This window comes from Mesorhizobium sp. L2C084A000 (assembly GCF_000502875.1).
Classification (GTDB): Bacteria; Pseudomonadota; Alphaproteobacteria; order Rhizobiales; family Rhizobiaceae; genus Mesorhizobium.
Window position 1 is genome coordinate 53,895 of record NZ_AYWX01000012.1, and the last position, 23,545, is coordinate 77,439.

Consider the following 23,545-nt stretch of genomic DNA (forward strand, 5'->3'; position numbering starts at 1 on the left):
GCGTGCGCGCTCAAAGGACGCTAACACTTTGATTTTGCGCAGGATCCTTCCGAAAATCGATTCGACTTTCAGGGCATGCGCTAGACGAGCGACGTCCCTACCACCACTTCTCCGGCTGGAACGTGCCTGCGGCCTGCTCGATGACGGCAGCGGTCTGGAACAGGGTTTCCTCATCGAACGGCCGGCCGATCAGCTGCAGGCCGAGCGGCAGGCCCTTGGCGTCGAGCCCGGCGGGCACAGCGATGCCCGGCAGGCCCGCCATGTTCACAGTGACGGTGAAGATGTCGTTCAGGTACATCTTGACCGGATCGGCAGCCATGTCCTCGTCGGCGATGCCGAAGGCGGCGGACGGCGTTGCCGGGGTCAGGATGACATCGACGCCGGCGGCGAAGACAGTCTCGAAATCCCGCTTGATCAGATTGCGCACCTTCTGCGCCTGCAGATAGTAGGCGTCGTAATAGCCGGCCGACAGCACATAGGTGCCGATCATGATGCGGCGCTTGACCTCGCGGCCGAAACCCGCGGCGCGGGTCTTCTCATACATGTCGACGATATCCTTGCCCGGCACGCGCAAGCCGTAGCGGACGCCATCATAGCGGGCGAGGTTGGACGAAGCCTCGGCCGGCGCCACGATGTAATAGGCGGGCAGCGCGTATTTCGTATGCGGCAGGGAAATGTCGACGATCTCGGCGCCGGCGTCCTTCAGCCAGGCAATGCCCTTCTGCCACAGCGCTTCGATCTCTTCGGGCATGCCGTCGACGCGGTATTCCCTGGGAATGCCGACCTTCATGCCCTTGATCGGCTTGCCGATCACCGCCTCATAATCCGGCACCGGCCGGTCGACCGACGTCGTGTCCTTCGGATCGACAGAGGCCATCGATTTCAACAGGATCGCGGCATCGCGTACGTCGCGCGCGATCGGGCCGGCCTGGTCGAGCGACGAGGCGAACGCGACGATACCCCAGCGTGAGCAGCGGCCATAGGTCGGCTTGATGCCGACCGTCCCGGTGAAGGCGGCCGGCTGGCGGATCGAGCCGCCAGTGTCCGTCGCGGTCGCGCCGGCGCACAGGAAGGCGGAGACTGCCGTGGCCGACCCGCCAGAAGAGCCACCCGGCACCAACTGCGCATTGTCCAGGCTGCGCACGGTCCTCGTGCCGCCGGCCGAAACGAAGCCGCCGTCGCCCTGATGCGTCGTGGGCATCACCGCAGTATCGAGGCGCGAGCGCCGCCACGGATTGATGACCGGGCCATAGTAGGACGTCTCGTTGGACGAGCCCATGGCGAACTCGTCCATGTTGAGTTTGCCGAGCATAACGGCGCCGTCGGCCCACAGATTTGACGTAACGGTCGATTCGTAGCGCGGCTTGAACCCGTCGAGCACATGGCTGCAAGCCTGCGTGTGGACGCCTTCGGTGCCGAACAGGTCCTTGATCCCCAACGGAATGCCTTCCAGCGCACCGCCCTCGCCCTTGACCAGCCTGGCGTCGGACGCCTTGGCCATGTCGCGCGCCTTGTCGCCGGTCACGGCGACATAGGCATTGAGCGCCGGATTGGCGCGCTCGATAGCGCCGAGATAGGCCTCGGTGATCTCGGTCGCGGTGATTTCCTTGTCGCGCAGCTTGGCGCGGGCCTGTGAAATCGTCAGCTGGGTCAGGTCGCTCATCAAAGGCTCTTTTCGTAAAACACCGACCACTCAGAATCGGGGTAATCCAGCACCGGGCCGCAGCGCGAAAACCCGGCGCGTTCGTAGACTGTCCACGCCGCGGGATGACGATCGCCCGTCTCCAGCACCAGGCGCTTCAGCCCCTCGTTGCGCGCCAGCGATTCGACCCGCTCAACGATTTTCGCGCCGATCTTCTGCCCGCGATGCGACGGCCTGATATACATGCGCTTGACCTCGCCAATGGCGCCGTCATGACGCTTCAGCGCGCCGCAGCCAATGGCCAGGCCATTATCGCGGGCGATGAAAACCGTCGTGTCCTCACCGGCCATCTGCTCGACCGTCAAATGGTAGCAATGCTCCGGCGGCGTCAGTTCGAGCAAGGTCTCGTTGAGTTCCGTGACCAGCCTGCGCACGTCGTCCTGGAGCGGCTTCTCAATGGCGATCTCGATTGCCATCGGCCGGTTTACTCCACGACCTTCGGCACGAGGAAGAAATTCTCTTCGGTCGCCGGCGCGTTAGCGACGATGTCGGCCGCCTTGCCGCCGTCGGTGACGACATCGCTGCGCTTCTTCATGTCCATCGGCGTCACCGAGGTCATTGGTTCGACACCGGAAACATCGACCTCGTTCAGCTGCTCGACGAAGCCCAGAATGGCGTTCAGCTCGCCGGTCATCCGTTCGGCGTCTTCTTCGCTCACCGCGATGCGGGCGAGATGCGCGACGCGCTTCACTGTCTGAAGATCTACGGACATGTTTTTGCCTCGGGGAAAACCAGTTCGGGCTATAGCGGCGCCGCGCGCGCTGCGCAACATGCATCGTGCGAGAGACCAGGCTGTGCCGGCGGCCCGCTCGTGGGCCCTCAGAATACGTCTATGGCAGAGCCACGCCTTCGCACAGATAGTAGCTGCCGCTGTTGCCGCTTGCTTCGCTTTCGTCGTCGACGGGCCGAACCGACACGAGATCGATCTGCTTGGCGTTCATTTGCGTCACGGAGAGAACGTCGGGAAAGACATAACCCGGTTCCTGGCAGATGGCCGTCACCGCCCAGCTCGGCGAAGCCGTGGCCTTGCTGATCTGCAGAAACTCGCAATTGTATTCGACGCTCTGCAGGCCGTGCGCCGAAAGCACGATGTTCCCTGCGTCGATCAGCGTTTGCAGCGTGTCCTTTTTGGCCTGTTTGCAAAGCTCCTCGGATTGCAGGTAGACGCCCTCGATGAAATCATTCGCGGCGAGCGCGGGCGACGCCGCGACCAACATCGATACACAAAGAGATTTCCTCAAAGCCATGGTTTCATTCCGCTTTAGCTGTGCCTAGATCGTAATCGTCTCACCGATGTCAGGCAATGCCACCGTCACGCCGGACCCTTCCATGCCGGCCCCGAACTTGTCGGCGGTCGGGTCGATCATCGGAAACGTGCCGAAGTGACAGGGAACCACGGTGTCGAATTTGAAGAAGCGCCGGCAGGCAAGTGCAGCCACCGCGCCGCCCATGGTGAAGCGGTCGCCGATCGGCACCAGGCCGACCTTGGGTTCATGCAACTCGTTGATCAGCGCCATGTCGGAGAAGATGTCGGTGTCGCCCATGTGATAGAGCGTCTTGTCTTCCGGGAAATGCAGGACGAGGCCGCCCGGATTGCCGAGATAGGTGTTCTGGCCGCCCTCGCCGGGGAACGAGGATGAGTGCAGCGCCTGGACAAAAGTGGTGGTGAAGCTGCCGCAATCGACGGTGCCGCCGATGTTGCCCGGGTTGATCTTCTTGTCGCTGACACCCTTGCCGACCAGATACATGCAGATCTCGAAATTGGCGACCAATTGGGCGCCGCTTTTGCCGAGCACTTCCACGGCGCCGCTGATGTGGTCGCTATGGCCATGCGTCAGCAGCACATGCGTGATCCCCTCGGCCGGTCCCTCCCAGCCGCCCGTCCAGGACGGATTGCCGATCAGATAGGGATCGATGAGGATCTTGGCATCAGCGGTCTCGATGCGAAAGGCCGAGTGGCCGTACCAGGTCAGTTTCATGAATGCATTCCTCGATTTTTATCTTGCCAAAGGATAGAACGCCGACGGCCCGGAGATCAAAGGGTTACTGTGTCCGCCACGCGTTTGACAAAACACGTGGTGGTGAAAGGCGAAGGACGGCCGGTGGGCATTATCACGATCGAGGAATTGCCGGCGCGGCTAACCGGCGGCAAGACGCTGGCGGGGCTTGACCTCGGCGACAAGACGATCGGCGTCGCGGTCTCGGACCAGAGGTTTTCCTTCGCCCATCCGCGCCCGGTCATCATGCGAAGGAAATTCTCGCTCGATGCGGCGGTGCTGCTCGCCTTGCTGCGGAAGGAGAATGCCGGCGCGGTGGTGATTGGGCTGCCGATCAATATGGACGGTTCGGAAGGGCCGCGTGCGCAGAAATCGCGCGCCTTCGTCCGCAACATGGCCCAGATGAGCGACCTGCCCTTCGTGCTCTGGGATGAAAGACTATCGACGGTCGCGGCCGAAAGGACGCTGATCGAGATGGATTTCTCGCGCCGCAAGCGCGCCGGCAAGATCGATTCGGCGGCAGCCGCGTTTATTCTGCAGGGAGTTTTGGACCGGCTTCAGTCGCTCCACGCATCCGCTCGAACGGAACCGGACCCGCCCAGCGCTGTCTGACCCAGCCGGCGATTTCGCGGCGACGGCGGAAGGCCCAAAGCGCCATCAGCAACAACCCGTCGAAGACGCACGTCTTCGCCACCATGCCGGGAATGATCGCCGGATCGATGCCGAGCATCTGGCCATAGAGTTGGAAGAAGAAGTCGTGCATCTGTCGGCTGAGCATCGTGTAGCCGAAATTGATGTCATTGGCCGACAGATAGAACCAGCCCCAGAAAATCGCCATCGGCGCCGCCCAAAATCCGAAGATGTAGCGCATCAGCGGCCTCCCCTGGGATTGGAGCCGGTCTTGGAGACCGTTCGGCCTGATATGAGTGAAAGCAGCGAATTGTGGGCCGCGGCTTTTGCCATGCCATGCGCGACGGCATGGATCTCGCTTTCGCCGGAAGCCGCTGCCGCAACCACGGACCGCCGCTCGGCAAGCATGGCGACATAGGACGCCAGAAGTGCCGCCAGTTGCACGGCGACAGCCATGAACAGCCCGTTGATGCCTTGCGCGGCGCCACCGACGACGATCAGCGACAACACGCCGGACGCGCATATGAAGGCGATGCGGGCGACGCTGTCGGCGCCCGCGCTGGTCGCGTCGTTGACCAGGGCTTCGACAAAGGCCCAGAAAAACAGAACCGCGACGACAAGCAATGCGGTGGCGAGCGGCGCCACGACGACGAAATTGTCGAGGTCGACGAAGCGGGTACCCTCGATTGTAGTGCCCAGCACGCCGAGCGCCGCCGCCACACCCCGGTTTCCGTCGATGCAGATTAGCGCAAGCAGGGCGAAAACAATCGCCCAGTGCAAGGCCAGAAAAGAGGTCAGTACCTGTCGCATCGGTGTTCCTGCTTCGCAAAGCAAGAGACGGCCAATCTGAACCATTCCCTGCTTGCACTAGGACAGTGGGCCTTGCCGTCCGCCATCGCAATGGAAACCATTTGTTAAGGTTAACGGCGATTAGCCATACGCGTGAAGATGCCCGCCAACGCGTCAAAACTGTGGATGGCGCCGGTTTTTGCGATGCTCGCGGCTCAGTTCACCGGCGGATAGAGCGTGTCGATGATCATGCGTGCATCGTGGCGCGAATCGATCATGCCATAGGTGTTGCGCCATTGGCCGGCCAAACGCGTCTCGACGAAAGCGTCGGCGATCCGCCCTGCCCCCAGACGGCGCAATTCCGCCGCCGCAGCCGACAGCGCCAGCTGCTCGGTCAGCAGCCGGGCAGAACCTTCGTCGGTTGAGGCAACCTGCATCGCCGCCTTCAGCACGCCGATCGTGCCGCGTCCGCCGGCGCCGAGATCACGGTCGATGCCGGCCAGCACATCCTCGAACAGGCCGGGCGCACGGCCGAGCACGCGCAGCACATCAAGCGCCATGACATTGCCCGAGCCTTCCCAGATCGCGTTGACCGGGGCCTCGCGATAGTAGCGGGCGAGTGGCGCCTCCTCGACATAGCCATTGCCGCCGAGGCACTCCATAGTCTCATAGAGCAAAGGCGGCGCGATCTTGCAGACCCAGTATTTGACGACCGGCGTCATGGCCCGAGCAAACGCCGCCTCGCCGCGATCGCTGGCCGCCTCGTCGAAGGAGCGCGCCAACCGGAACGACAGCGCGGTGGCGGCGGCGACATCGAGCGCCATGTCGGCCAGAACGCGCTGCATCAACGGCTGCTCGATCAGGGTCGAACCGAACACCTGGCGATGGCGGGCGTGGTGAACGGCCTCGGCCAGGCCCGCGCGCATGATCGCCGACGATGCGATGGCACAATCGAGCCGGGTCAGGGTGACCATGTCCATGATCGTCTTCACACCGGCACCGGCTTCGCCGACCATCTCGCCGATGGCATTGACAAATTCGACTTCGGAGGAGGCGTTGGAACGATTGCCGAGCTTGTCCTTCAGCCGCTGAAAGCGGAAGCCGTTGCCCGAACCGTCACCGAGAACGCGCGGCACGAGGAAGCACGATAGTCCCTCAGGCGCCTGCGCCAGCACCAGGAAGGCATCCGACATCGGCGCGGACATGAACCATTTGTGCCCGTTCAGACGATAAAAACCGCTGCCGGCGCGTTCCGCCCTCGTCACATTGGCGCGCACATCGGTGCCGCCCTGTTTCTCGGTCATGCCCATGCCGAGGGTCAGCCCGGTCTTCTCGACCGGCGGTTTCTGGCTCTGGTCGTATTTGCGCGTCGTCACGCGCGGCGCCCATTCGCGAAACAGTTTCGGGCTGGCCATCAAGGCCGCCAGCGAAGCGTTGGTCATGGTGATGGGGCACAGATGCCCGGTCTCCAGCTCCGCCGTCAGATAAAACCGGGCGGCACGGACCTGATGGCGGCGGCCGATCTCGGTGTCGCCGTTCTCCCACACCGAGGAATGCAGCCCGTTGGCCACAGAGCGGCGCATCAAGGCGTGATAGGCGGGATGGAACTCGACCACGTCGATGCGCCGTCCCTGGCGATCATGCGTCCTGAGCTTCGGCGTCTCGACATTGGCGAGGCGCGCCAATTCCTGCGCCTCCTGCGTCAGCACAAAGCGGCCGAGACCATCGAGTTCCCGGCGCACCGGATCGGAAAAACGCTCCGCTAGCTGGATCAGCAACGGATCGCCCCGCCAGGCGTTGCCGCCCGTCAGCGGCGGCGGCTGGTTCGTCACGTCGTCGGTCACGCCCAATCCTTCTATCGTCAGAAAGCCACGAATCCGGGGCTGTCGGCTAGATATAGCCAAGCCATGCAGCGCGCGCGATGAAAATACCGGCCGATACAATCGGCTATCTACACGAAAAAATTGAGGAGAACGGCTACAATGCAAAGCTGGCGCTTGCAGCCGCAAAGTCTCCACCCTATAGCAGCGCCTTGAGATGACCGACGCTTCGTCCCCCTATCCTCATCGCCATCTTCTGGGCATCCGCGACCTTTCCCCCGCCGATATCGAGCTGTTGCTCGACAGGGCGGACCGGGCGGTCGCGATCTCGCGGCAGTCGGAGAAGAAAACCTCGACGCTGCGCGGTCGCACACAGATCAACCTCTTCTATGAAGCCTCGACGCGCACACAGTCGTCGTTCGAGCTTGCCGGAAAGCGGCTCGGCGCCGATGTCATGAACATGTCGGTGGCAAGCTCTTCGGTGAAGAAGGGCGAAACGCTCATCGACACGGCGATGACGCTGAACGCCATGCGGCCCGACATCCTGATCATCCGCCACCAATCGGCCGGTGCTGCCGCCCTTCTGGCGCAGAAGGTCGGCTGCTCCGTCGTCAACGCCGGCGACGGCGCGCATGAACACCCGACACAGGCGCTGCTCGATGCGCTGACCATTCGTCGCGCCAAGGGTCCGCTGTCGAAGCTCATCGTGGCAATCTGCGGCGACATCCTGCATTCGCGCGTGGCGCGTTCCAACATCATGCTGCTCAACGCGCTCGGCGCGCAGGTGCGCGTCGTCGCTCCGTCGACGCTGCTGCCCACCGGCATCGAGAAGATGGGCGTCATCGTAACCCGTTCGATGGCCGAAGGCCTCAAGGACGCCGACGTGGTGATGATGCTGCGCCTGCAGCGCGAGCGCATGGAAGGCGCTTTCGTGCCTTCGGTGCGCGAATATTTCCGCTATTTCGGCCTCGATGCGGAAAAACTGAAGGCCGCCAAGGACGACGCGCTGGTGATGCACCCCGGGCCGATGAACCGCGGCGTCGAGATCGCCTCGGAAATCGCCGACGGTCCGCAGAGCGTCATCCAGGAACAGGTCGAGATGGGCGTCGCCGTGCGCATGGCGGTGATGGAAGCGCTTCTTGACCCGCGCCGTAATCAAGAGGGCCGCGGGGCATGAGCATAACGGTCTTTGAGCGCGCACGCATTATCGACCCCTCGCGCGGCATCGATGAAGTCGGCGCCGTCTTCGTCGATGGCCGCAAGATCGTAGCCGCCGGCAAAGCAGCGCTGAACCAGGGCGCGCCCGAGGGCGCCACCGTTATCGACTGCGCCGGCAAGGCGATCATTCCAGGCCTGATCGACGGCCGTGTCTTCATCGGCGAACCGGGCGGCGAGCATCGCGAGACCATTGCGTCGGCAAGTGTCGCGGCGGCGGCCGGCGGCGTCACATCCATCGTCATGATGCCCGATACCGATCCGGTGATCGACAATGTGGCGCTGGTCGAATTCGTGCTGCGCACCGCCAAGGACACGGCCATCGTCAACGTCTTTCCGGCTGCGGCGATCACCAAGGGCCTCGACGGGCGCGAAATGACCGAGTTCGGCCTGCTGCGCGAAGCCGGCGCCGTCGCCTTCACCGATGGCCGTCACACCATATCGAGCGCGCTGGTGATGCGCCGCGCGCTGACCTATGCGCGCGACTTCGGCGCCACCATCGTGCATGAGACGCAGGATGCGGACCTCGGTTCATCCGGCGTGATGAATGAAGGCCTCTACGCCAGTTGGCTCGGCCTCTCCGGCGTTCCGCGCGAAGCCGAATCCATCCCGCTGGAGCGCGATCTGGCCTTGGCCCGGCTGACGCGTGGTTCGTACCATGCAGCAAAGATCTCGACGGCGATGGCGGCAAACGCCATAACGCGTGCGAAAGCCGACGGCGCGACGGTGACGTCAGGCGTGGCGATCCACAATCTGTCGCTGAATGAAAACGATGTCGGCGAATACCGCACCTTCTTCCGCCTGACGCCACCTTTGCGCGCCGAGGAAGACCGGTTGGCGATGATCGAGGCGGTCAGGGACGGCACGATCGACATCATCGTCTCCTCGCATGATCCGCAGGATGTCGACACCAAGCGCCTGCCCTTCGCCGATGCGGCGGCCGGCGCCATAGGGTTGGAGACGCTTCTGGGCGCCGCACTGCGGCTCTACCACAATGGCGATGTGCCGTTGCTCCGGCTGATCGAAACCCTGTCCACCGCTCCCGCAAAACTGTTCGGCCTGCCCGGCGGCACGCTGAAGCCGGGCGCTGTCGCCGATCTTGCGCTTGTCGACCTCGACGGACCCTGGATCGTCAGCGAAAGCGGCATTCGTTCGCGGTCGAAAAACACCTGTTTCGAAGGCGCGCGACTGCAAGGCAAGGTCTTGCAAACGCTGATTGCGGGCCGCACAGTGTTTTCCGCCTGAACCGGCCACGGCGCACCGCGCCTGATCCGGCCGAACTGGGGAAATGCGGGGGAAACAATGATTTACAGCCTCATCCCAGCGCTCGTGTTCGGCTATTTGCTTGGCTCGATTCCGTTCGGGCTCCTGCTCACTCGCGCCGCTGGCCTTGGCGATGTGCGCAAGATCGGCTCCGGCAATATCGGCGCCACCAACGTTCTGCGCACCGGCAACAAGGGCCTTGCCGCCGCGACGCTGCTACTCGACGCGCTGAAGGGCACGGCCGCCGTGCTGATAGCAGGCCATTTCGCGCCTGACCTGGCGATCTGGGCCGGTCTCGGCGCCTTTCTCGGTCATCTCTTCCCGGTCTGGCTCGGTTTCAAGGGCGGCAAGGGCGTCGCCACCTATCTCGGTGTGCTGATCGGCCTTGCCTGGCAGGTGGCGCTGATCTTCGCCGTCGCCTGGCTGGTGATGGCATTCCTCTTCCGGTATTCCTCGCTTGCGGCGCTGACAGCGGCGGTCATCGTGCCGATCGCCCTCTATGTGCTGAGCACACCACAGAATGCGGCCTTGTTCGTGGTGATGAGCATCATCGTTTTCATCAAGCACCGGGAAAACATTTCGCGCCTGCTTACCGGCACCGAGGGCAAGATCGGAGCCAAGGGGTGAGCGAGCCTGCCGCCGTGGTGAGTGGGCCGGCCGCCGGGCCGCGGCTCAGCGACCGGCAGCGGCTGAGCTGGCTGCGGCTGATCCGCACCCAGAATGTCGGCCCCGCATCCTTTCGCGACCTCATCAACCGTTTCGGTTCGGCCGAGGTGGCGCTGGAGATATTGCCGGAACTGATGATTTCGGGCGGCGCCATCCGGATCGCTCGCATCCCTTCCGTTGCCGAAGCCGAGGCGGAACTGGAACTAGCCGGAAAGGCCGGCGCCCGCTTTGTCGGGATCGGTGAGACAGACTACCCACCCCTGTTGCGCAACATGGACCATCCGCCGCCCCTGCTGGCGGTAAAGGGCAACGCAGCTGTTTTCCGGCTGCCGGGTGTCGCCATCGTCGGGGCACGCAACGCGTCGCTGGCCGGCATCAAGATGGCACGCATGCTGGCAGCCGACCTCGGCCGCGACGGCTACGCAATCGTCTCCGGCCTGGCGCGCGGCATCGACACCGCGGCGCATCAGGGCAGTCTTGCGACCGGCACGATCGGCGTCCTGGCTGGCGGTCTCGACCTGCCTTACCCGCCTGAAAATGCCGGCCTGTGCGAGGAAATCGCCGAGCGTGGCGCCATCATTTCGGAGATGCCGTTCGGCTGGCAGCCGCGCGCCCAGGATTTTCCGCGCCGCAACCGCCTTGTTGCGGGTGCGGTCCTTGGGCTGGTGGTGGTCGAGGCAGCGCAACGCTCCGGCTCCCTGATCAGCGCCAGGCTTGCCGGCGAAATGGGCCGGCTGGTCTTTGCCGTGCCGGGCTCACCGCTCGATCCACGCGCCGCCGGTACCAACGGCCTGCTCAAGGATGGTGCCACCCTGGTCACCGAGGCATCGGATATTTCCAGGGCGATCGCCCCGCTGACCGGCATGCGGGCGCCCGACGTGCCGCCGTTCGAAGAGCCGCCCGACTTCTCGGCCACACCACCGCCCGGCGAAAGCGACCGCGCCCGCGTCATCGAGGCGCTCGGCCCGACGCCAGTGGCGGTCGACGAGATCATCCGCCACACCGGCCTGCACCCGGCCCAGGTCTTCATGGTGCTGCTGGAACTCGACCTCGCCGGCCGGCTCGAACGCCACGCCGGCGCCAATGTTTCGCTGGTGTTCGGGGAGCCTTCGGTCTGACGCTGTTCGCATTTTCGCGCCGCCGAACTCCTTCGAGAAGCTCGGCGAGGATGGCCTTTTCAGCCGGCTTTCCGCTTTGCCGCGCCTGTGCTCATCTGTTCGACGCCAAGACCGGCCGGCGGATTGTAGGGCAAAGGTCTGATATCCCGAGGCAAAGGTCTCAAGCAAAAGTTGGCTCTTGCCACTCGCGTCCGTTGGCACCAATCTCGCTCAGCCGCTCATCGGTGGATGTCGGCATGACAGGATCTTGCCATGACACGCGATCCGATGCTCGCCCACCTTCGATCCGCCGACGCGGTCGCGCGCGAGGCGGCGGCGCATGGGCATCATCCGTTTGGTTGCGTGCTGGTCGGGCCGGACGATCGGGTGCTGATGCGGCAAGGCAATCTCGACACGGTGCGCCACGCCGAGACGGAGCTCGCCCGGCGCGCCGCGGCAGCCTACGAGCCGGAGTTCTTATGGCAATGCACGCTGGTCTCAACCGGTGAGCCCTGCGCGATGTGCACCGGAACGCTCTACTGGGCGAATATCGGCCGGCTGGTCTACGGCTTCGAGGAGACCGAGCTGCTGGCGCTCACCGGGGATCACGCAGAGAATCCGACGATGAGCCTCTCTTCGCGCACCGTCCTCGACTCTGGCCAGAAAAAGATCGAGGTCTTTGGCCCCTTCCCAGAAATCGCCGACGAGATGCTCGCACCGCACCGCGATTTCTGGAAGCGCTGACGGCTTCGAGCCAGTTGTGGTGTGCCCTTCCCGAGAGATGGGTGACAGTTTATCGCGTGGATTTGGTGAGCGCGATGGGATTCGAACCCATGACCTACTGATTAAAAGTCAGTTGCTCTACCGGCTGAGCTACGCGCTCCCGCGGGCGAAAGGCGGCCCTCGAAATTGCGCGGAACATAGGGAGAGTGCCTCGACCGGTCAACCGGAAAAAGAGGGCTCGCAAACACGGGCGGCTTCGCCCTGTCGCGACACTTGCCAGCCGCGCCATCGGTGGGAGAACAGCCAAGGGAACACTGGCATTTCTGCCCGACAGCGGCATCCAGTCTGGGGAACAATTGTATGCGCCGCTCGTTTTCCCGGCACAGGGACGTCCGCCAAACTATCGAGGAGAAGACCAATGAACAGAATCACAACGAGCCTGCTGGCGGCCACTCTCTCCGTCACATTCGTTGCGGCGGAGGCGGTGTCCGTTAATGCCCAACCGAACTATGTGCCGCAATCCCAGGTCGCGGTGCCGGATGTGCAGACAGTCCAGTACCGGGAGTGGCGCAAGGACCGCCACAATCGCAATTTTTCGCGTGACCGCAGTTTTTCGCGTGACCGCAATTTTTCCCGCAATCGCGGCGCGTATTGGAACGGCCATCGCGGCTATCGCGAATATCGCCCCGGCTACCGTCGTCACGGCGATTATTGGTTCCCGCTTGCCGCCTTCGCTACCGGCGCGCTGATTACCGGCGCAATCATCAACAACGAAAACAACCGCGTCTACGGAGGCAACGCCCACGTCCAATGGTGCTACGACCGCTATCGCAGCTACCGTGCTTCGGACAACACGTTCCAGCCGAATTACGGCCCTCGCAAGGAGTGCCGTTCGCCTTACTGATCAAGGCGCGTTTAAGTAGCTGAGATGCGTTAGTGGAGCTCGCGCCGGCAGCGGCGCGGGCTTTTGATCGTTTGGCCGGAAGACGAACAGTTGCCGTCAGTTTGCCCAGTTGATGCTCTTGAGCATCAGATAAAAGCCACCGCCGTCCTCTCTGCTGGGACAACGATAGATACCCAACCCATTGCAGATACGGGCCATCACCGCACTGAGTTCCCAACCAACCACTTCCAGCGCATTGTCCGCATCCGTCGCATAGGCTTGGGCCAGTTCGTCGATGCCATTCTGCTCTCCGAAGGATCGGACTAGCTTTGCATCGCTGAGGAGCTCGCTGGGCAGGCTGGAATTTGCCCAAGCCCACAGCCAGCTTCCGGCCTCCGTGCTCGTTGAGCCGACAATCTGGATTTCGGTGACGACCTTGGCGACCCCGTCTTGCGAGAACAGAAGCGTTCCGGCCGTCAGGTCATAGTCATAGCGCAACCAGCTACCGAGGTGGAGATCTTTTTTCAAGCGTGCATTCTTGGCCTTCAGCTGTTCGATAGCCTCGTCGCGCCAAGCAGGATACCAGTCTGGCTGCATTCCTCGCGCCCCATCACCCGCCACTGATGGCTGTTTATGACACGCTGAGCGTCCTGCGCACAGCATCGCGCCAACCAGCGAGCTTGGCTGCGCGCACGGAGCCATCCATGTCCGGCTTGAAGCGCCGTTCGAGTGCCCAACTCTTCGCAAACTTCTTGGCATCCGGCCACACACCTGCCTTCGAGCCGGCCAGCCAGGCGGCACCGAGCGCCGTCGTCTCCAGAATGGTCGGGCGGTCGACCGGTGCATCGAGGATGTCGGCCAGACGCTGCATCGTCCAGTCCGACGCCACCATGCCGCCATCGACACGCAGCACTGTCTTGGCCGAAGCGCCTTTCCAGTCCTTGCGCATGGCGTCGAGCAGGTCGCGCGTCTGGTAGGCCACGGCTTCCAGGGCGGCGCGGGCAAACTCCGCCGGGCCGGAATTGCGGGTCAGCCCAAAGATGGCGCCGCGTGCTTCGGCATCCCAATGCGGCGCGCCCAGCCCGACGAAGGCGGGCACCAGATAGACATTTTGCGTCGGATCAGCCTCGGCCGCCAATTTGCCGCTCTGCTCGGCCTTGCCGATCACCTTGACGCCGTCGCGCAGCCACTGCACCGCGGCCCCTGCAATGAAGATCGAACCTTCCAGCGCATAGGTCGTCTTGCCGTTCAGCCTGTAGGCGATAGTGGTCAGCAGCCGGTTTTTCGAGCGCACCAGGTCGCTACCCGTGTTGAGCAGCGCAAAGCAGCCGGTGCCGTAGGTCGATTTCATCATGCCTGGCTCGAAGCAGGCTTGGCCGATGGTTGCCGCATGCTGGTCGCCGGCGACACCGAGGATTCTTATCTCGGCGCCAAAGAGATTTTTCTCCGTGATTCCATAGTCATCGGCGCAGTCTTTCACCTCGGGAAGCATTTTTGCCGGGATGTTGAGGATCGACAGCAGCTCGTCGTCCCAGGCATTCTCAGCGATGTTGTAGACCAGCGTGCGCGAGGCGTTGGTGGCGTCCGTGGCGTGGACCTTGCCGCCGGTCAGCCGCCAGATCAGGAAACTGTCGATGGTGCCGGCGAGCAGTTCGCCCTTCTCGGCGCGTTTTCTGGCGCCTTTCACCTTGTCCAGCATCCAGGCGATCTTGGTGCCGGAAAAATAGGGATCGAGCAGCAGCCCGGTTTTCTTGGTGAATGTCTTCTCCAACCCTTGCTTCTTGAGTTTCTGGCACAGCGGCGCGGTGCGCCGGTCCTGCCAGACAATGGCATTGTGGATCGGCCTGCCGGTCGCTCTGTCCCAGATGACCACGGTTTCGCGCTGATTGGTGATGCCGATCGCGGCCACGTCGGAAGCATTCCGGCCGGCCTTCTTCAGCGCCGCCTTCACGGTCGACACCACACTCGCCCAGATATCCTCGGGATCGTGCTCGACCCAGCCGGAAGCCGGATAGTGCTGGGCGAATTCCTTTTGCCCGCTGCCGGCGAGCTTCATCTCGCCGTCGAACAGGATCGCCCTGGTCGAAGTCGTGCCCTGGTCGATGGCAAGGATGTATCCGGTCATTCTGCCTCCCCGCTTAGTCTTTTACACAAACAGGGGAGACGGCAACGAGCCGCCTCCCCTAATTTCACACGGGCGCAGACGCCCGCTTAGAACAGCCTTACTTTTGCCAGCTCTTCACCAGCTCGTCGTAATTGATGGTGACCGGCTTTTCCTTCTCGTTCTCGATCTTCAACTGAGGAGCGAGATTGCCCTTCTTGACCGCGTCGGCGTTCCAGTAGGCGAGGTCATGCTCTTCGGCCATCTTCGGGCCGATATCGCCCTGGATGCCGGCCTTTTCCAGGCGTTCCATGACCTTTTCCTGCTCAGAGCAAAGCGAGTCCATCGCCTCCTGTGCCGTCTTGGCACCCGACGACGCATCGCCGATCGCCTGCCACCAGAGCTGTGCCAGCTTCGGATAGTCCGGAACGTTCGTTCCGGTCGGCGACCACTGAACACGGGCCGGCGAGCGGTAGAACTCGATCAGGCCGCCGAGCTTCGGAGCGCGTTCCGTGAAGCTCTTGTCCTGGATCGTCGACTCGCGGATCAGCGTCAGGCCGACATGGCTCTTCTTCACGTCGACCGTCTTCGATACGACGAACTGCGCATAGAGCCAGGCGGCCTTGGCGCGATCGTCAGGCGTGGACTTGAGAAGCGTCCATGAACCCACGTCCTGGTAGCCGAGCTTCATGCCGTCCTTCCAGTAGACGCCATGCGGCGAGGGAGCAAAGCGCCATTTCGGGGTGCCGTCCGCGTTCACGACCGGCAGCCCTTCCTTGACGAAGGAGGCGGTGAAGGCGGTGTAAGTGAACATCTGCTGCGCGACCGTGCCCTGCGACGGGACGGGGCCGGATTCGCCGAACGTCATGCCTTGGGCTTCCGGCGGCGCATAGGCCTTCAGCCAATCCAGGTACTTCTGGATCGAATACACGGAAGCCGGGCCATTGGTGTCGCCGCCGCGCGCGACGCACGAGCCGACAGGCTGCGACTTCTCGTTGACCTTGATGCCCCATTCGTCGACGGGAAGACCGTTCGGCAGGCCCTTATCGCCGTTGCCGGCCATCGACAGCCATGCGTCGGTGAACCGCCAGCCGAGCGACGGGTCCTTCTTGCCGTAGTCCATGTGGCCATAGACCTTCTTGCCGTCGATTTCGCGGCCGGTGAAGAACTCGGCGATGTCCTCATAGGCCGACCAGTTGACCGGAACGCCGAGGTCGTAGCCGTACTTGGCCTTGAAATCGGCCTTGTTCTTCTCGTCGTTGAACCAGTCGTAGCGGAACCAGTAGAGATTCGCGAACTGCTGGTCGGGCAGCTGGTAGAGGTCGCCGTCCGGAGCGGTCGTGAACTTGGTGCCGATGAAGTCGGCGAGGTCGAGGTTGGGATTGGTGACATCCTTGCCCTCATTCGCCATCCACTTGGTCAGGCTGCGCGCCTGCTGGTACCGCCAGTGGGTGCCGATCAGGTCGGAGTCGTTGACGTAGGCGTCGTAAATGTTTTCGCCCGACTGCATCTGCGTCTGCAGCTTCTCGACGACATCGCCTTCGCCGATCAGGTCGTGAGTGATCTTGATGCCGGTGATCGCGGTGAAGGCGGGCGCCAAGACCTTGGACTCATAGCTATGCGTATCGATGGTCTCGGAGACCACCTTGATGTCCATCCCGGCGAAAGGCTTCGCGGCATCGATGAACCATTGCAATTCGGCTTCCTGGGCGCCGCGATCGAGCGTCGACAAGTCCTTGATTTCGGTATCGAGGAAAGTCTTGGCTTCGTCCATTCCGGCATAGGCCTGGCCTGCTCCCCAGAGCAGGACAAGCGCAGTCGTTGATGTTAAAAATTGCCTTCGCATTTCGTTCCTCCACTTTTCAAGTTTCAAGTGCGATCTGGAGCGGCCGTCGGCACGCGGTCGCTCCAACAGTTTCCCCCTCTATACGTAGCGGAACACGCCGACGGCGTAGACTACGGAGAGAGCGAGAGCCCACCACAGGTTGGGTCCGACAAGACCCAGCCAAGCGAGATGGATAAAGGCGCTGCCGAGCAGCGAAACAAAGAGGCGGTCGCCGCGCGTCGTCTCGAAGCGCAGGAGGCCGACCCGGGGATTGCCGCCAGGCGAGGCGTATTCCCAGACCGCCATGCCACAGAGCAGTACCAGGATCGTGATGAAAAAGATCGCCGTTGGCAGCGTCCATGCCATCCAGGTGAGGTTCATGGTCATACCCTCCCTAGGGCAAAGCCCTTGGCGATGTAGTTGCGGACGAACCAGATCACGAGCGCGCCTGGAAGGATGGTGAGCACGCCGGCGGCGGCCAGCACGCCCCAGTCGAGCCCGGAGGCCGAGACCGTACGCGTCATGATCGCCGCGATCGGTTTGGCGGCCGTCGTGGTCAAGGTGCGCGCGATCAGCAGTTCGACCCATGAGAACATGAAGCAGAAGAAGCAGGCCACGCCGACGCCGCTTGCGATCAGCGGCATGAAGATTTTCAGGAAGAAGCGCGGGAAGGAATAGCCATCGATATAGGCGGTCTCGTCGATCTCCTTCGGCACGCCGGACATGAAACCCTCGAGGATCCAGACCGCCAGCGGCACGTTGAACAGGCAGTGCGCCAGCGCCACCGCGATATGCGTGTCGATCAGCCCGAACGCCGAATAGAGCTGGAAGAACGGCAGCGCGAACACTGCCGGCGGCGCCATGCGGTTGGTCAACAGCCAGAAGAAGAGGTGCTTGTCGCCGAGGAACCGGTAGCGCGAGAAAGCGTAGGCCGCCGGCAGCGCCACCGAAACCGAGATCACCATGTTCATGACGACATAGATGATCGAATTGATGTAGCCCTTGTACCAGGACGGGTCGGTGAAGATCACGATGTAGTTGGCCAGGGTCGGGCTCTTCGGCCACAGCGAAAACGCGCCCAGAATCTCCTGATTGGTCTTGAAGCTCATATTGACCAGCCAGTAGATCGGCAGCATCAGAAAGATGATGTAGATCGTTGGCACCAACCACCAGAACCGGGATTCTTCGCCGCGCCGGCGCATCAGCCGCGCAAGCTGGTCCTGCGACAATGTGCTGGCGAGCCCGTCCGAAACCGCCGTCTCACGCACTCGGTCCTGCCTCGTCGTTCCTTCGTTGGCGCCGCTCATCTCAGCGCTCCGCATCGACATTGGTCATGACGGTGTAGAACACCCAAGACAGCAAAAGGATGATCAGGAAGTAGATGATCGACATGGCGGCCGCCGGCCCGAGATCGAACTGACCGATCGCAATCTTGACCAGGTCTATCGACAGGAACGTCGTCGAATTGCCAGGGCCTCCGCCCGTGACGACGAACGGCTCGGTGTAGATCATGAACGAGTCCATGAAGCGCAGCAGCACTGCAATCAGAAGCACGCGGTTCATCTTCGGCAGCTGGATGTAGCGGAACACTGCCCAGCGTGAGGCGCCGTCGATCTTGGCCGCCTGGTAGAAAGCATCGGGGATCGAGACCAGTCCGGCGTAGCAGAGCAGAACGACGAGGCTTGTCCAGTGCCATACGTCCATCAGGATGACCGTCACCCAGGCATCAGTCGGATCGTTGACGTAGTTGTAGTCGAAGCCGAGCGCCGACAGCGTGTAGCCGAGCAGGCCAATGTCGATGCGGCCGAATACCTGCCAAATCGTGCCGACGACGTTCCACGGGATCAGCAGCGGCAGAGCCATCAGCACCAGGCAGACTGGCACGCCCCAGCCTTTCTTGGGCATGTTAAGAGCGATGAAGATGCCGAGCGGAATCTCGATGGCGAGGATGGTTGCGGAAAAGATCAGGTTGCGGACCATCGACAGCCAGAAGCGTTCCGACTCCAGGATTTCGGTGTACCAGTCCGAGCCGTTCCAGAAGAAGACGTTGTTTCCGAACGTGTCCTGCACCGAATAGTTGACCACCGTCATCAGCGGGATCACCGCCGAGAACGCCACCAGCAGAAGAACCGGCAGCACCATGAACCAGGCCTTGTTGTTCCAGGTCTTCTCCATCTAGGCCTCCATCTCGACACGCCAGGAATCGGCATAGATGTTGATGCCGGCCGGGTCGAACCGCACCTTCGGATCGGCGGGCAGGGTCTCGTCCTCACCGATCACGGCAGAAATATCGCGGCCTTCGAGCTTGGCGCGCACCACCTTGTGGCGGCCGAGATCCTCGACCTTGCTGACCTGCACGGCCATGCCTTCGCGGCCGAGCCGGACATATTCGGGACGGATGCCGAGCTCGACGGCGCCGCTGCCTGCCTTTGGCGCGCCCGGCAGTTCGATGCGCTGCGAGCCGAGTGTCGCCGTCTTGCCGTCGATTGCCACCGGCATGACGTTCATGCCCGGCGAGCCGATAAAATAACCGACAAAGGTATGGCGTGGCCGTTCGAACAATTCGGCCGGTGTGCCGATCTGCACGATGCCGCCATCATACATGACCACGACCTGCTCGGCGAAGGTCAGCGCCTCGGTCTGGTCGTGGGTCACATAGACCATGGTGTAGCCAAAGCGGCGGTGCAACTGCTTCAGCTGCGAGCGCAGCACCCACTTCATGTGCGGATCGATGACGGTCAGCGGCTCGTCGAACAGGATGGCGTTGACGTCGGAGCGCACCAGCCCGCGGCCGAGCGAGATCTTCTGCTTCTGGTCGGCGGTCAGGCCCCTCGCCTTCTTCTTCGCCCAGGACGCCAGATCGATCATCTCCAACGTCTCGCGAACCTTGCGGTCGACATCGGCTTCCGGCACGCCGCGGTTGCGCAGCGGGAAGGCCAGATTATCGTAGACGGTCATGGTGTCGTAAATGACCGGGAACTGGAACACCTGCGCGATGTTGCGCTCCTGCGTCGACAAATTGGTCACGTCCTTGCCGTTGAACAGCAACTGGCCATGCGAGGGGTGCAACAATCCCGAAATGATGTTGAGCAGCGTGGTCTTGCCGCAACCGGAGGGCCCGAGCAGCGCATAGGCGCCGCCGTCCTCGAAGACATGATGCACTTCCCGCAGCGCGAAATCGGCATCCTTCTGCGGGTTAGGCAGGTAGGAATGTCGGACATGGTTGACGTCGATGCGTGCCATCTCTTTGCCCTCAAGCCGCCAGCTTCGGCGCAGTCACGGCGCTGCCGTGCTCGTCGAAAACCATGATGTGGCGCGGATCGATGAACACCTCGACCACCTCGTCTGGCTCGAAATGCCTGATACCATGGGTCAGCATGACCCAGCGCGCATCGGCAAAATCGAGATGGATGAAGCTCTCCGATCCGGTGATCTCGGTGATCGTCACCTTGGCACGCACCGGCACCGCCGCCGCATTGGGCCGCTCGAGCGACAGGTGGTGCGGCTGAAAACCGATCGTATAGATGGCGTCGGCAATGCCGGAGAGTTCGGCCGGCACCGGCAGGTTCACGCCGCCCTCGAGCAGGAAATCCCGACCCTTCTTGGCGAGCACGATGGTGTTGAGCGGCGGATCGGAAAACGTCCTGGCTGTCACCAGATCTACCGGCTTGCGGAACACCTCGATGGTCGGTCCGAACTGGGTGATCCGCCCTTCAGAAAGCGTCGCCGTGTTGCCGCCGAGCAGCAGCGCTTCGTGCGGCTCGGTCGTGGCATAGACGAAGATTGTGCCGGCGGCGGCGAATATCCTGGGCAATTCGGCGCGCAGTTCCTCGCGCAATTTGTAGTCGAGATTGGCGAGCGGTTCATCGAGCAGGACCAGGCTTGCGTTCTTGACGATGGCGCGCGCCAGCGCGGTGCGCTGCTGCTGGCCGCCCGACAGGCTGAGCGGCGTGCGGTCGAGATAGGGTGTCAGCTTGAGAAGAGCGGCGGCTTCACGCACCTGGCTGTCGATCCTGGCCTGCTCGATGCCGGCCACCCGCAGCGGCGAAGCGATGTTCTCATAGACGGTCATCGCCGGATAGTTGATGAACTGCTGGTAGACCATAGCGATCTTGCGCTTCTGCACCGGCACGCCGGTGACATTCTGGCCGTCGAACCAGATCGAACCGGAGGTTGGCACGTCCAGGCCGGCCATCAGCCGCATCAGGCTTGTCTTGCCGGAAAGCGTAGGTCCGAGCAGGACGTTGAGCGAGCCGTGCTGGAGCGTCAGCGACACGTCGCTTATATGCTCGACCGCGCCGACCGCCTTGGTGACGTTTCTCAGTTCCAGCATGACGCCTCCTCCCAGGCCTTCCGCATCAGCTCAAACCCCTCTTCATTCGGCAGCCGCGACATGGCGCCGGCTTATGCCGCGCATGAATTCATCGAGCGCCGCCACCTGCTCGCGGCTGAGATGCAGACCGCGCTTGGTCCGGCGCCACAATACATCTTCTGATGTGACGGCCCATTCGTTTTGAACGAGATAGCGCACCTCGGCCTCGTAGAGATCGGCGCCGAAGTTGCGGCCGAGATCGACGTTCGATTTGGCCAGCCCCAACAGCATCCTCGCGCGGGTTCCATAGAGCCGGGTCAACCGGCGAGCCAGGCGCGCGTCGAGGAATGGATAAGCGGTTTTCAATTTCGCCACTTCGGCATCGAAACCGGTGGCCGGGAAATCGCCGCCCGGCAGTGGCGCGTTTGCCGTCCACGGCTTGCCGCGCTTGCCGAGAAAACCCTCGATCTTTTCCAGCATCGATTCCGACAGCCGGCGATAGGTGGTGATCTTGCCGCCGAAGGCGTTGACGATCGGGGCGGCGCCCTCGCCGCCATCGGCCTTGAGCACATAGTCGCGCGTCGCTTCCTGCGCCTTGGAGGCGCCGTCATCATAGAGCGGACGGACGGCCGAATAGGTCCAGACGATGTCCGAGCGCTTGACGGGTTGGGCGAAATATTCGCTTGCCGCGGCGCAGAGATAATCGATCTCGGTGTCGCTGATCTTCACGTCATGCGGATCGCCGGGATAATCCTGGTCGGTGGTGCCGATCAGGGTGAACTCTTCCTCATAGGGAATGGCGAAGATGATGCGGCCATCCTTGTTCTGGAAGAAATACGCGCGTGGATCGTCGAACTTCCTGGCGATGACAATGTGGCTGCCCTGCACGAGACGAACATTGTGCACATCGTTGAGCCCGACGACGCCGGACAGCACATGATCGACCCAGGGGCCGGCGGCATTGACCAGCAGTCGCGCCTTGATCTCCTCGGTCTCGCCGGTCTGCAGATCCTCGATCTGGATTGCCCACAGGCCGTTTTCGCGGCGCGCGCCGGTCACTTTCGTGCGGGTGCGGACCGTTGCGCCGCGGTCGGCGGCGTCACGTGCGTTCAGCGCCACCAGCCGCGCATCATTGACCCAGCCATCCGAATACTCGAAGGCCTTTTTGAACAGTGGCTTCAAAGGCTTGCCGGCCGGATCCCTGGCCATGTCCAGCGTCCGGGTCGCGGGCAGCAATTTGCGCCCGCCAATGTGGTCGTAGAGGAAGAGACCGAGCCTGATCAGCCAGGCCGGGCGCAGGCCCTTGGCATAGGGCAGCACGAAGCGCATTGGCCAGATGATGTGCGGCGCGTTCTTCCACAAAACCTCGCGCTCCATCAGCGCCTCGCGCACCAGGCGGAATTCGTAGAATTCGAGGTAGCGCAGGCCGCCATGGATCAATTTGGTCGAACCCGAGGAGGTTCCGCTGGCGAGGTCGTTCATCTCGGCGAGAAACACGGAAAAGCCACGACCGACGGCATCACGGGCAATGCCGCAGCCATTGATGCCGCCACCTATGACGAAAATGTCACGGATCGGAGATGCGTCCACAATTCCTCCAACGATTTCGCATTGCACCATTTTTGGGCTTTTACGAAACCGTGTCGGAATTATTTCGAAATGATAACGAATGTCAAACGAAATATCACGAGCGCGTGATATCGGGTGAAAACCGCCTAGGCGAGCGACGTCTCGATCAGCTGAACCTCGGCCTCCTGGCAGATCTTGCGCACCGACGGGATGTCGCAACGATCGGTGATGAAGGTGTTGACCTGCGACAGATGGCCGATGCGCACCGGTGCGGTTCGCTCGAATTTGGTCTGGTCGGAAACTAGGATGACATGCCTTGCATTGGCGATGATCGCCTGCGCCACCTTGACCTCGCGAAAATCGAAATCGAGCAAGGCGCCGTCATGGTCGATGGCGGATGCACCGATCACCGCGTAGTCGACCTTGAACTGCCTGATGAAGTCGACCGCCGCTTCGCCGACCACACCGCCATCAGAACCGCGCACAACCCCGCCGGCGATCACCACCTCGATCGAGGGATATATCCGCATCCTATTGGCAACATTGATGTTATTGGTGATGACCATGAGACCGTTGTGATCGAGCAACGCCTTGCTGACCGACTCTGTCGTGGTGCCGATGTTGATGAACAGCGAGGCATTGTCGGGAATCAGTCTGGCGGCCGCACGGCCGATCGCCTCCTTTTCGTCGGCGGCGATCTTGCGTCTCGCCTCATACTCCATGTTCTCGATGCCGGAGGGATACAGCGCGCCACCATGGATGCGCGAGAGCAGCCGCTGGTCGCACAAATCGTTGAGGTCCTTGCGTATGGTCTGCGGCGTCACATTGAAGTGGGCGGCCAGATCATCGACCAGCACGCGGCCATGATCCTTGGCCATCTGGATAATCTCGGCATGGCGCGGCGACAGATACATAGGCAACCTCCCGTTTTCGTTTTTCTTGTCTATAGTCGA

25 protein-coding genes and 1 tRNA gene are annotated in these 23,545 nt (G+C 62.5%); 7 read left to right on the forward strand and 19 right to left on the reverse strand.

What is annotated here, in order from left to right; genetic code table 11:
• Positions 1–97: 97 nt before the first annotated feature.
• From X735_RS142875 to X735_RS142855, 5 genes are all read right to left on the reverse strand, one after another.
• Entirely contained in the window at positions 98–1,663 is a 1,566-nt protein-coding gene (locus tag X735_RS142875) for an amidase family protein (RefSeq protein ID WP_023812956.1), read from the reverse strand.
• Entirely contained in the window at positions 1,663–2,118 is a 456-nt protein-coding gene (locus X735_RS142870) for a GNAT family N-acetyltransferase (RefSeq protein WP_023812957.1), read from the reverse strand. The genes X735_RS142875 and X735_RS142870 overlap by 1 nt, the downstream gene beginning before the upstream one ends.
• A gap of 8 nt (positions 2,119–2,126) precedes the next feature.
• Positions 2,127–2,414, reverse strand: a complete 288-nt coding sequence (gene gatC, locus X735_RS142865) for an Asp-tRNA(Asn)/Glu-tRNA(Gln) amidotransferase subunit GatC (RefSeq protein WP_023812958.1) — start codon at positions 2,412–2,414, stop codon at positions 2,127–2,129.
• Between the two features lie 118 nt (positions 2,415–2,532).
• Entirely contained in the window at positions 2,533–2,919 is a 387-nt protein-coding gene (locus X735_RS142860) for a hypothetical protein (RefSeq protein WP_032909417.1), read from the reverse strand.
• A 54-nt stretch (positions 2,920–2,973) separates the two neighbouring features.
• Positions 2,974–3,681: a metal-dependent hydrolase gene (locus tag X735_RS142855; RefSeq protein ID WP_023812960.1), complete on the reverse strand. Its 708-nt coding sequence runs from the start codon at positions 3,679–3,681 to the stop codon at positions 2,974–2,976.
• 123 nt (positions 3,682–3,804) lie between these two features.
• Here X735_RS142855 and ruvX point away from each other — a divergent pair, with 123 nt between their 5' ends.
• Complete coding sequence (ruvX, locus tag X735_RS142850; RefSeq protein WP_023812961.1) at positions 3,805–4,311, forward strand: Holliday junction resolvase RuvX; 507 nt, start codon at positions 3,805–3,807, stop codon at positions 4,309–4,311.
• Here the strand turns inward: ruvX and X735_RS142845 are convergent.
• The 3 genes from X735_RS142845 to X735_RS142835 all read right to left on the reverse strand — a co-directional run bounded on the left by X735_RS142845 (position 4,229) and on the right by X735_RS142835 (position 6,962).
• Entirely contained in the window at positions 4,229–4,570 is a 342-nt protein-coding gene (locus tag X735_RS142845; protein WP_023812962.1) for a DUF6105 family protein, read from the reverse strand. The genes ruvX and X735_RS142845 overlap by 83 nt on opposite strands.
• Positions 4,570–5,139 carry a hypothetical protein gene (locus X735_RS142840; protein WP_023812963.1) on the reverse strand — a complete coding sequence of 190 codons (570 nt, stop codon included), beginning with the start codon at positions 5,137–5,139 and terminating at the stop codon, positions 4,570–4,572. Before X735_RS142840 ends, X735_RS142845 begins: the two co-directional genes overlap by 1 nt.
• A gap of 194 nt (positions 5,140–5,333) precedes the next feature.
• Positions 5,334–6,962 carry a DNA alkylation response protein gene (locus tag X735_RS142835; protein WP_023812964.1) on the reverse strand — a complete coding sequence of 543 codons (1,629 nt, stop codon included), beginning with the start codon at positions 6,960–6,962 and terminating at the stop codon, positions 5,334–5,336.
• Positions 6,963–7,155: 193 nt separating this feature from the next.
• Here X735_RS142835 and X735_RS142830 point away from each other — a divergent pair, with 193 nt between their 5' ends.
• The 5 genes from X735_RS142830 (at position 7,156) to X735_RS142810 (ending at position 11,923) form a co-directional block, all read left to right on the forward strand.
• Positions 7,156–8,115 carry an aspartate carbamoyltransferase catalytic subunit gene (locus X735_RS142830; RefSeq protein WP_013531794.1) on the forward strand — a complete coding sequence of 320 codons (960 nt, stop codon included), beginning with the start codon at positions 7,156–7,158 and terminating at the stop codon, positions 8,113–8,115.
• Complete coding sequence (locus X735_RS142825) at positions 8,112–9,398, forward strand: dihydroorotase (RefSeq protein ID WP_023812965.1); 1,287 nt, start codon at positions 8,112–8,114, stop codon at positions 9,396–9,398. Before X735_RS142830 ends, X735_RS142825 begins: the two co-directional genes overlap by 4 nt.
• Positions 9,399–9,455: 57 nt before the next feature.
• On the forward strand, positions 9,456–10,043 hold the full coding sequence (gene plsY, locus X735_RS142820) for a glycerol-3-phosphate 1-O-acyltransferase PlsY (protein WP_023812966.1): 588 nt from the start codon (positions 9,456–9,458) through the stop codon (positions 10,041–10,043).
• A 17-nt stretch (positions 10,044–10,060) separates the two neighbouring features.
• Positions 10,061–11,200, forward strand: coding sequence for a DNA-processing protein DprA (gene dprA, locus X735_RS142815; protein ID WP_023812967.1), 1,140 nt, complete (start codon positions 10,061–10,063; stop codon positions 11,198–11,200).
• A gap of 252 nt (positions 11,201–11,452) precedes the next feature.
• Entirely contained in the window at positions 11,453–11,923 is a 471-nt protein-coding gene (locus X735_RS142810; RefSeq protein ID WP_023812968.1) for a nucleoside deaminase, read from the forward strand.
• A 63-nt stretch (positions 11,924–11,986) separates the two neighbouring features.
• Here the strand turns inward: X735_RS142810 and X735_RS142805 are convergent.
• A tRNA-Lys gene (locus tag X735_RS142805) sits at positions 11,987–12,062 on the reverse strand.
• A gap of 258 nt (positions 12,063–12,320) precedes the next feature.
• Between X735_RS142805 and X735_RS142800 the strand changes: the two genes are divergently transcribed.
• Complete coding sequence (locus X735_RS142800; protein WP_023812969.1) at positions 12,321–12,806, forward strand: BA14K family protein; 486 nt, start codon at positions 12,321–12,323, stop codon at positions 12,804–12,806.
• A gap of 96 nt (positions 12,807–12,902) precedes the next feature.
• Here the strand turns inward: X735_RS142800 and X735_RS142795 are convergent, their stop codons facing one another.
• From X735_RS142795 to X735_RS142750, 10 genes are all read right to left on the reverse strand, one after another.
• Positions 12,903–13,382 carry a DUF6882 domain-containing protein gene (locus tag X735_RS142795; RefSeq protein WP_023812970.1) on the reverse strand — a complete coding sequence of 160 codons (480 nt, stop codon included), beginning with the start codon at positions 13,380–13,382 and terminating at the stop codon, positions 12,903–12,905.
• 34 nt (positions 13,383–13,416) lie between these two features.
• Positions 13,417–14,910, reverse strand: coding sequence for a glycerol kinase GlpK (gene glpK / locus X735_RS142790; RefSeq protein ID WP_023812971.1), 1,494 nt, complete (start codon positions 14,908–14,910; stop codon positions 13,417–13,419).
• 97 nt (positions 14,911–15,007) lie between these two features.
• Positions 15,008–16,732: an ABC transporter substrate-binding protein gene (locus X735_RS142785; RefSeq protein WP_023812972.1), complete on the reverse strand. Its 1,725-nt coding sequence runs from the start codon at positions 16,730–16,732 to the stop codon at positions 15,008–15,010.
• Between the two features lie 78 nt (positions 16,733–16,810).
• On the reverse strand, positions 16,811–17,092 hold the full coding sequence (locus tag X735_RS142780) for a DUF2160 domain-containing protein (RefSeq protein WP_023812973.1): 282 nt from the start codon (positions 17,090–17,092) through the stop codon (positions 16,811–16,813).
• A 2-nt stretch (positions 17,093–17,094) separates the two neighbouring features.
• Positions 17,095–18,018 carry a carbohydrate ABC transporter permease gene (locus X735_RS142775; RefSeq protein WP_027036701.1) on the reverse strand — a complete coding sequence of 308 codons (924 nt, stop codon included), beginning with the start codon at positions 18,016–18,018 and terminating at the stop codon, positions 17,095–17,097.
• Between the two features lies 1 nt (position 18,019).
• Positions 18,020–18,886 (reverse strand): sugar ABC transporter permease, encoded by an 867-nt coding sequence (locus X735_RS142770; protein WP_023812975.1) that lies wholly within the window; start codon positions 18,884–18,886, stop codon positions 18,020–18,022.
• Positions 18,887–19,954, reverse strand: coding sequence for an ABC transporter ATP-binding protein (locus X735_RS142765; RefSeq protein ID WP_023812976.1), 1,068 nt, complete (start codon positions 19,952–19,954; stop codon positions 18,887–18,889).
• A 10-nt stretch (positions 19,955–19,964) separates the two neighbouring features.
• The gene (locus X735_RS142760) at positions 19,965–21,044 is read right to left on the reverse strand and encodes an ABC transporter ATP-binding protein (protein WP_023812977.1); all 1,080 of its coding nucleotides are present in this window, start codon (positions 21,042–21,044) and stop codon (positions 19,965–19,967) included.
• Between the two features lie 42 nt (positions 21,045–21,086).
• Positions 21,087–22,613 carry a glycerol-3-phosphate dehydrogenase gene (glpD, locus tag X735_RS142755; RefSeq protein ID WP_023812978.1) on the reverse strand — a complete coding sequence of 509 codons (1,527 nt, stop codon included), beginning with the start codon at positions 22,611–22,613 and terminating at the stop codon, positions 21,087–21,089.
• A 125-nt stretch (positions 22,614–22,738) separates the two neighbouring features.
• Positions 22,739–23,506 carry a DeoR/GlpR family DNA-binding transcription regulator gene (locus tag X735_RS142750; protein ID WP_023812979.1) on the reverse strand — a complete coding sequence of 256 codons (768 nt, stop codon included), beginning with the start codon at positions 23,504–23,506 and terminating at the stop codon, positions 22,739–22,741.
• Between the last annotated feature and the right edge of the window lie 39 nt (positions 23,507–23,545).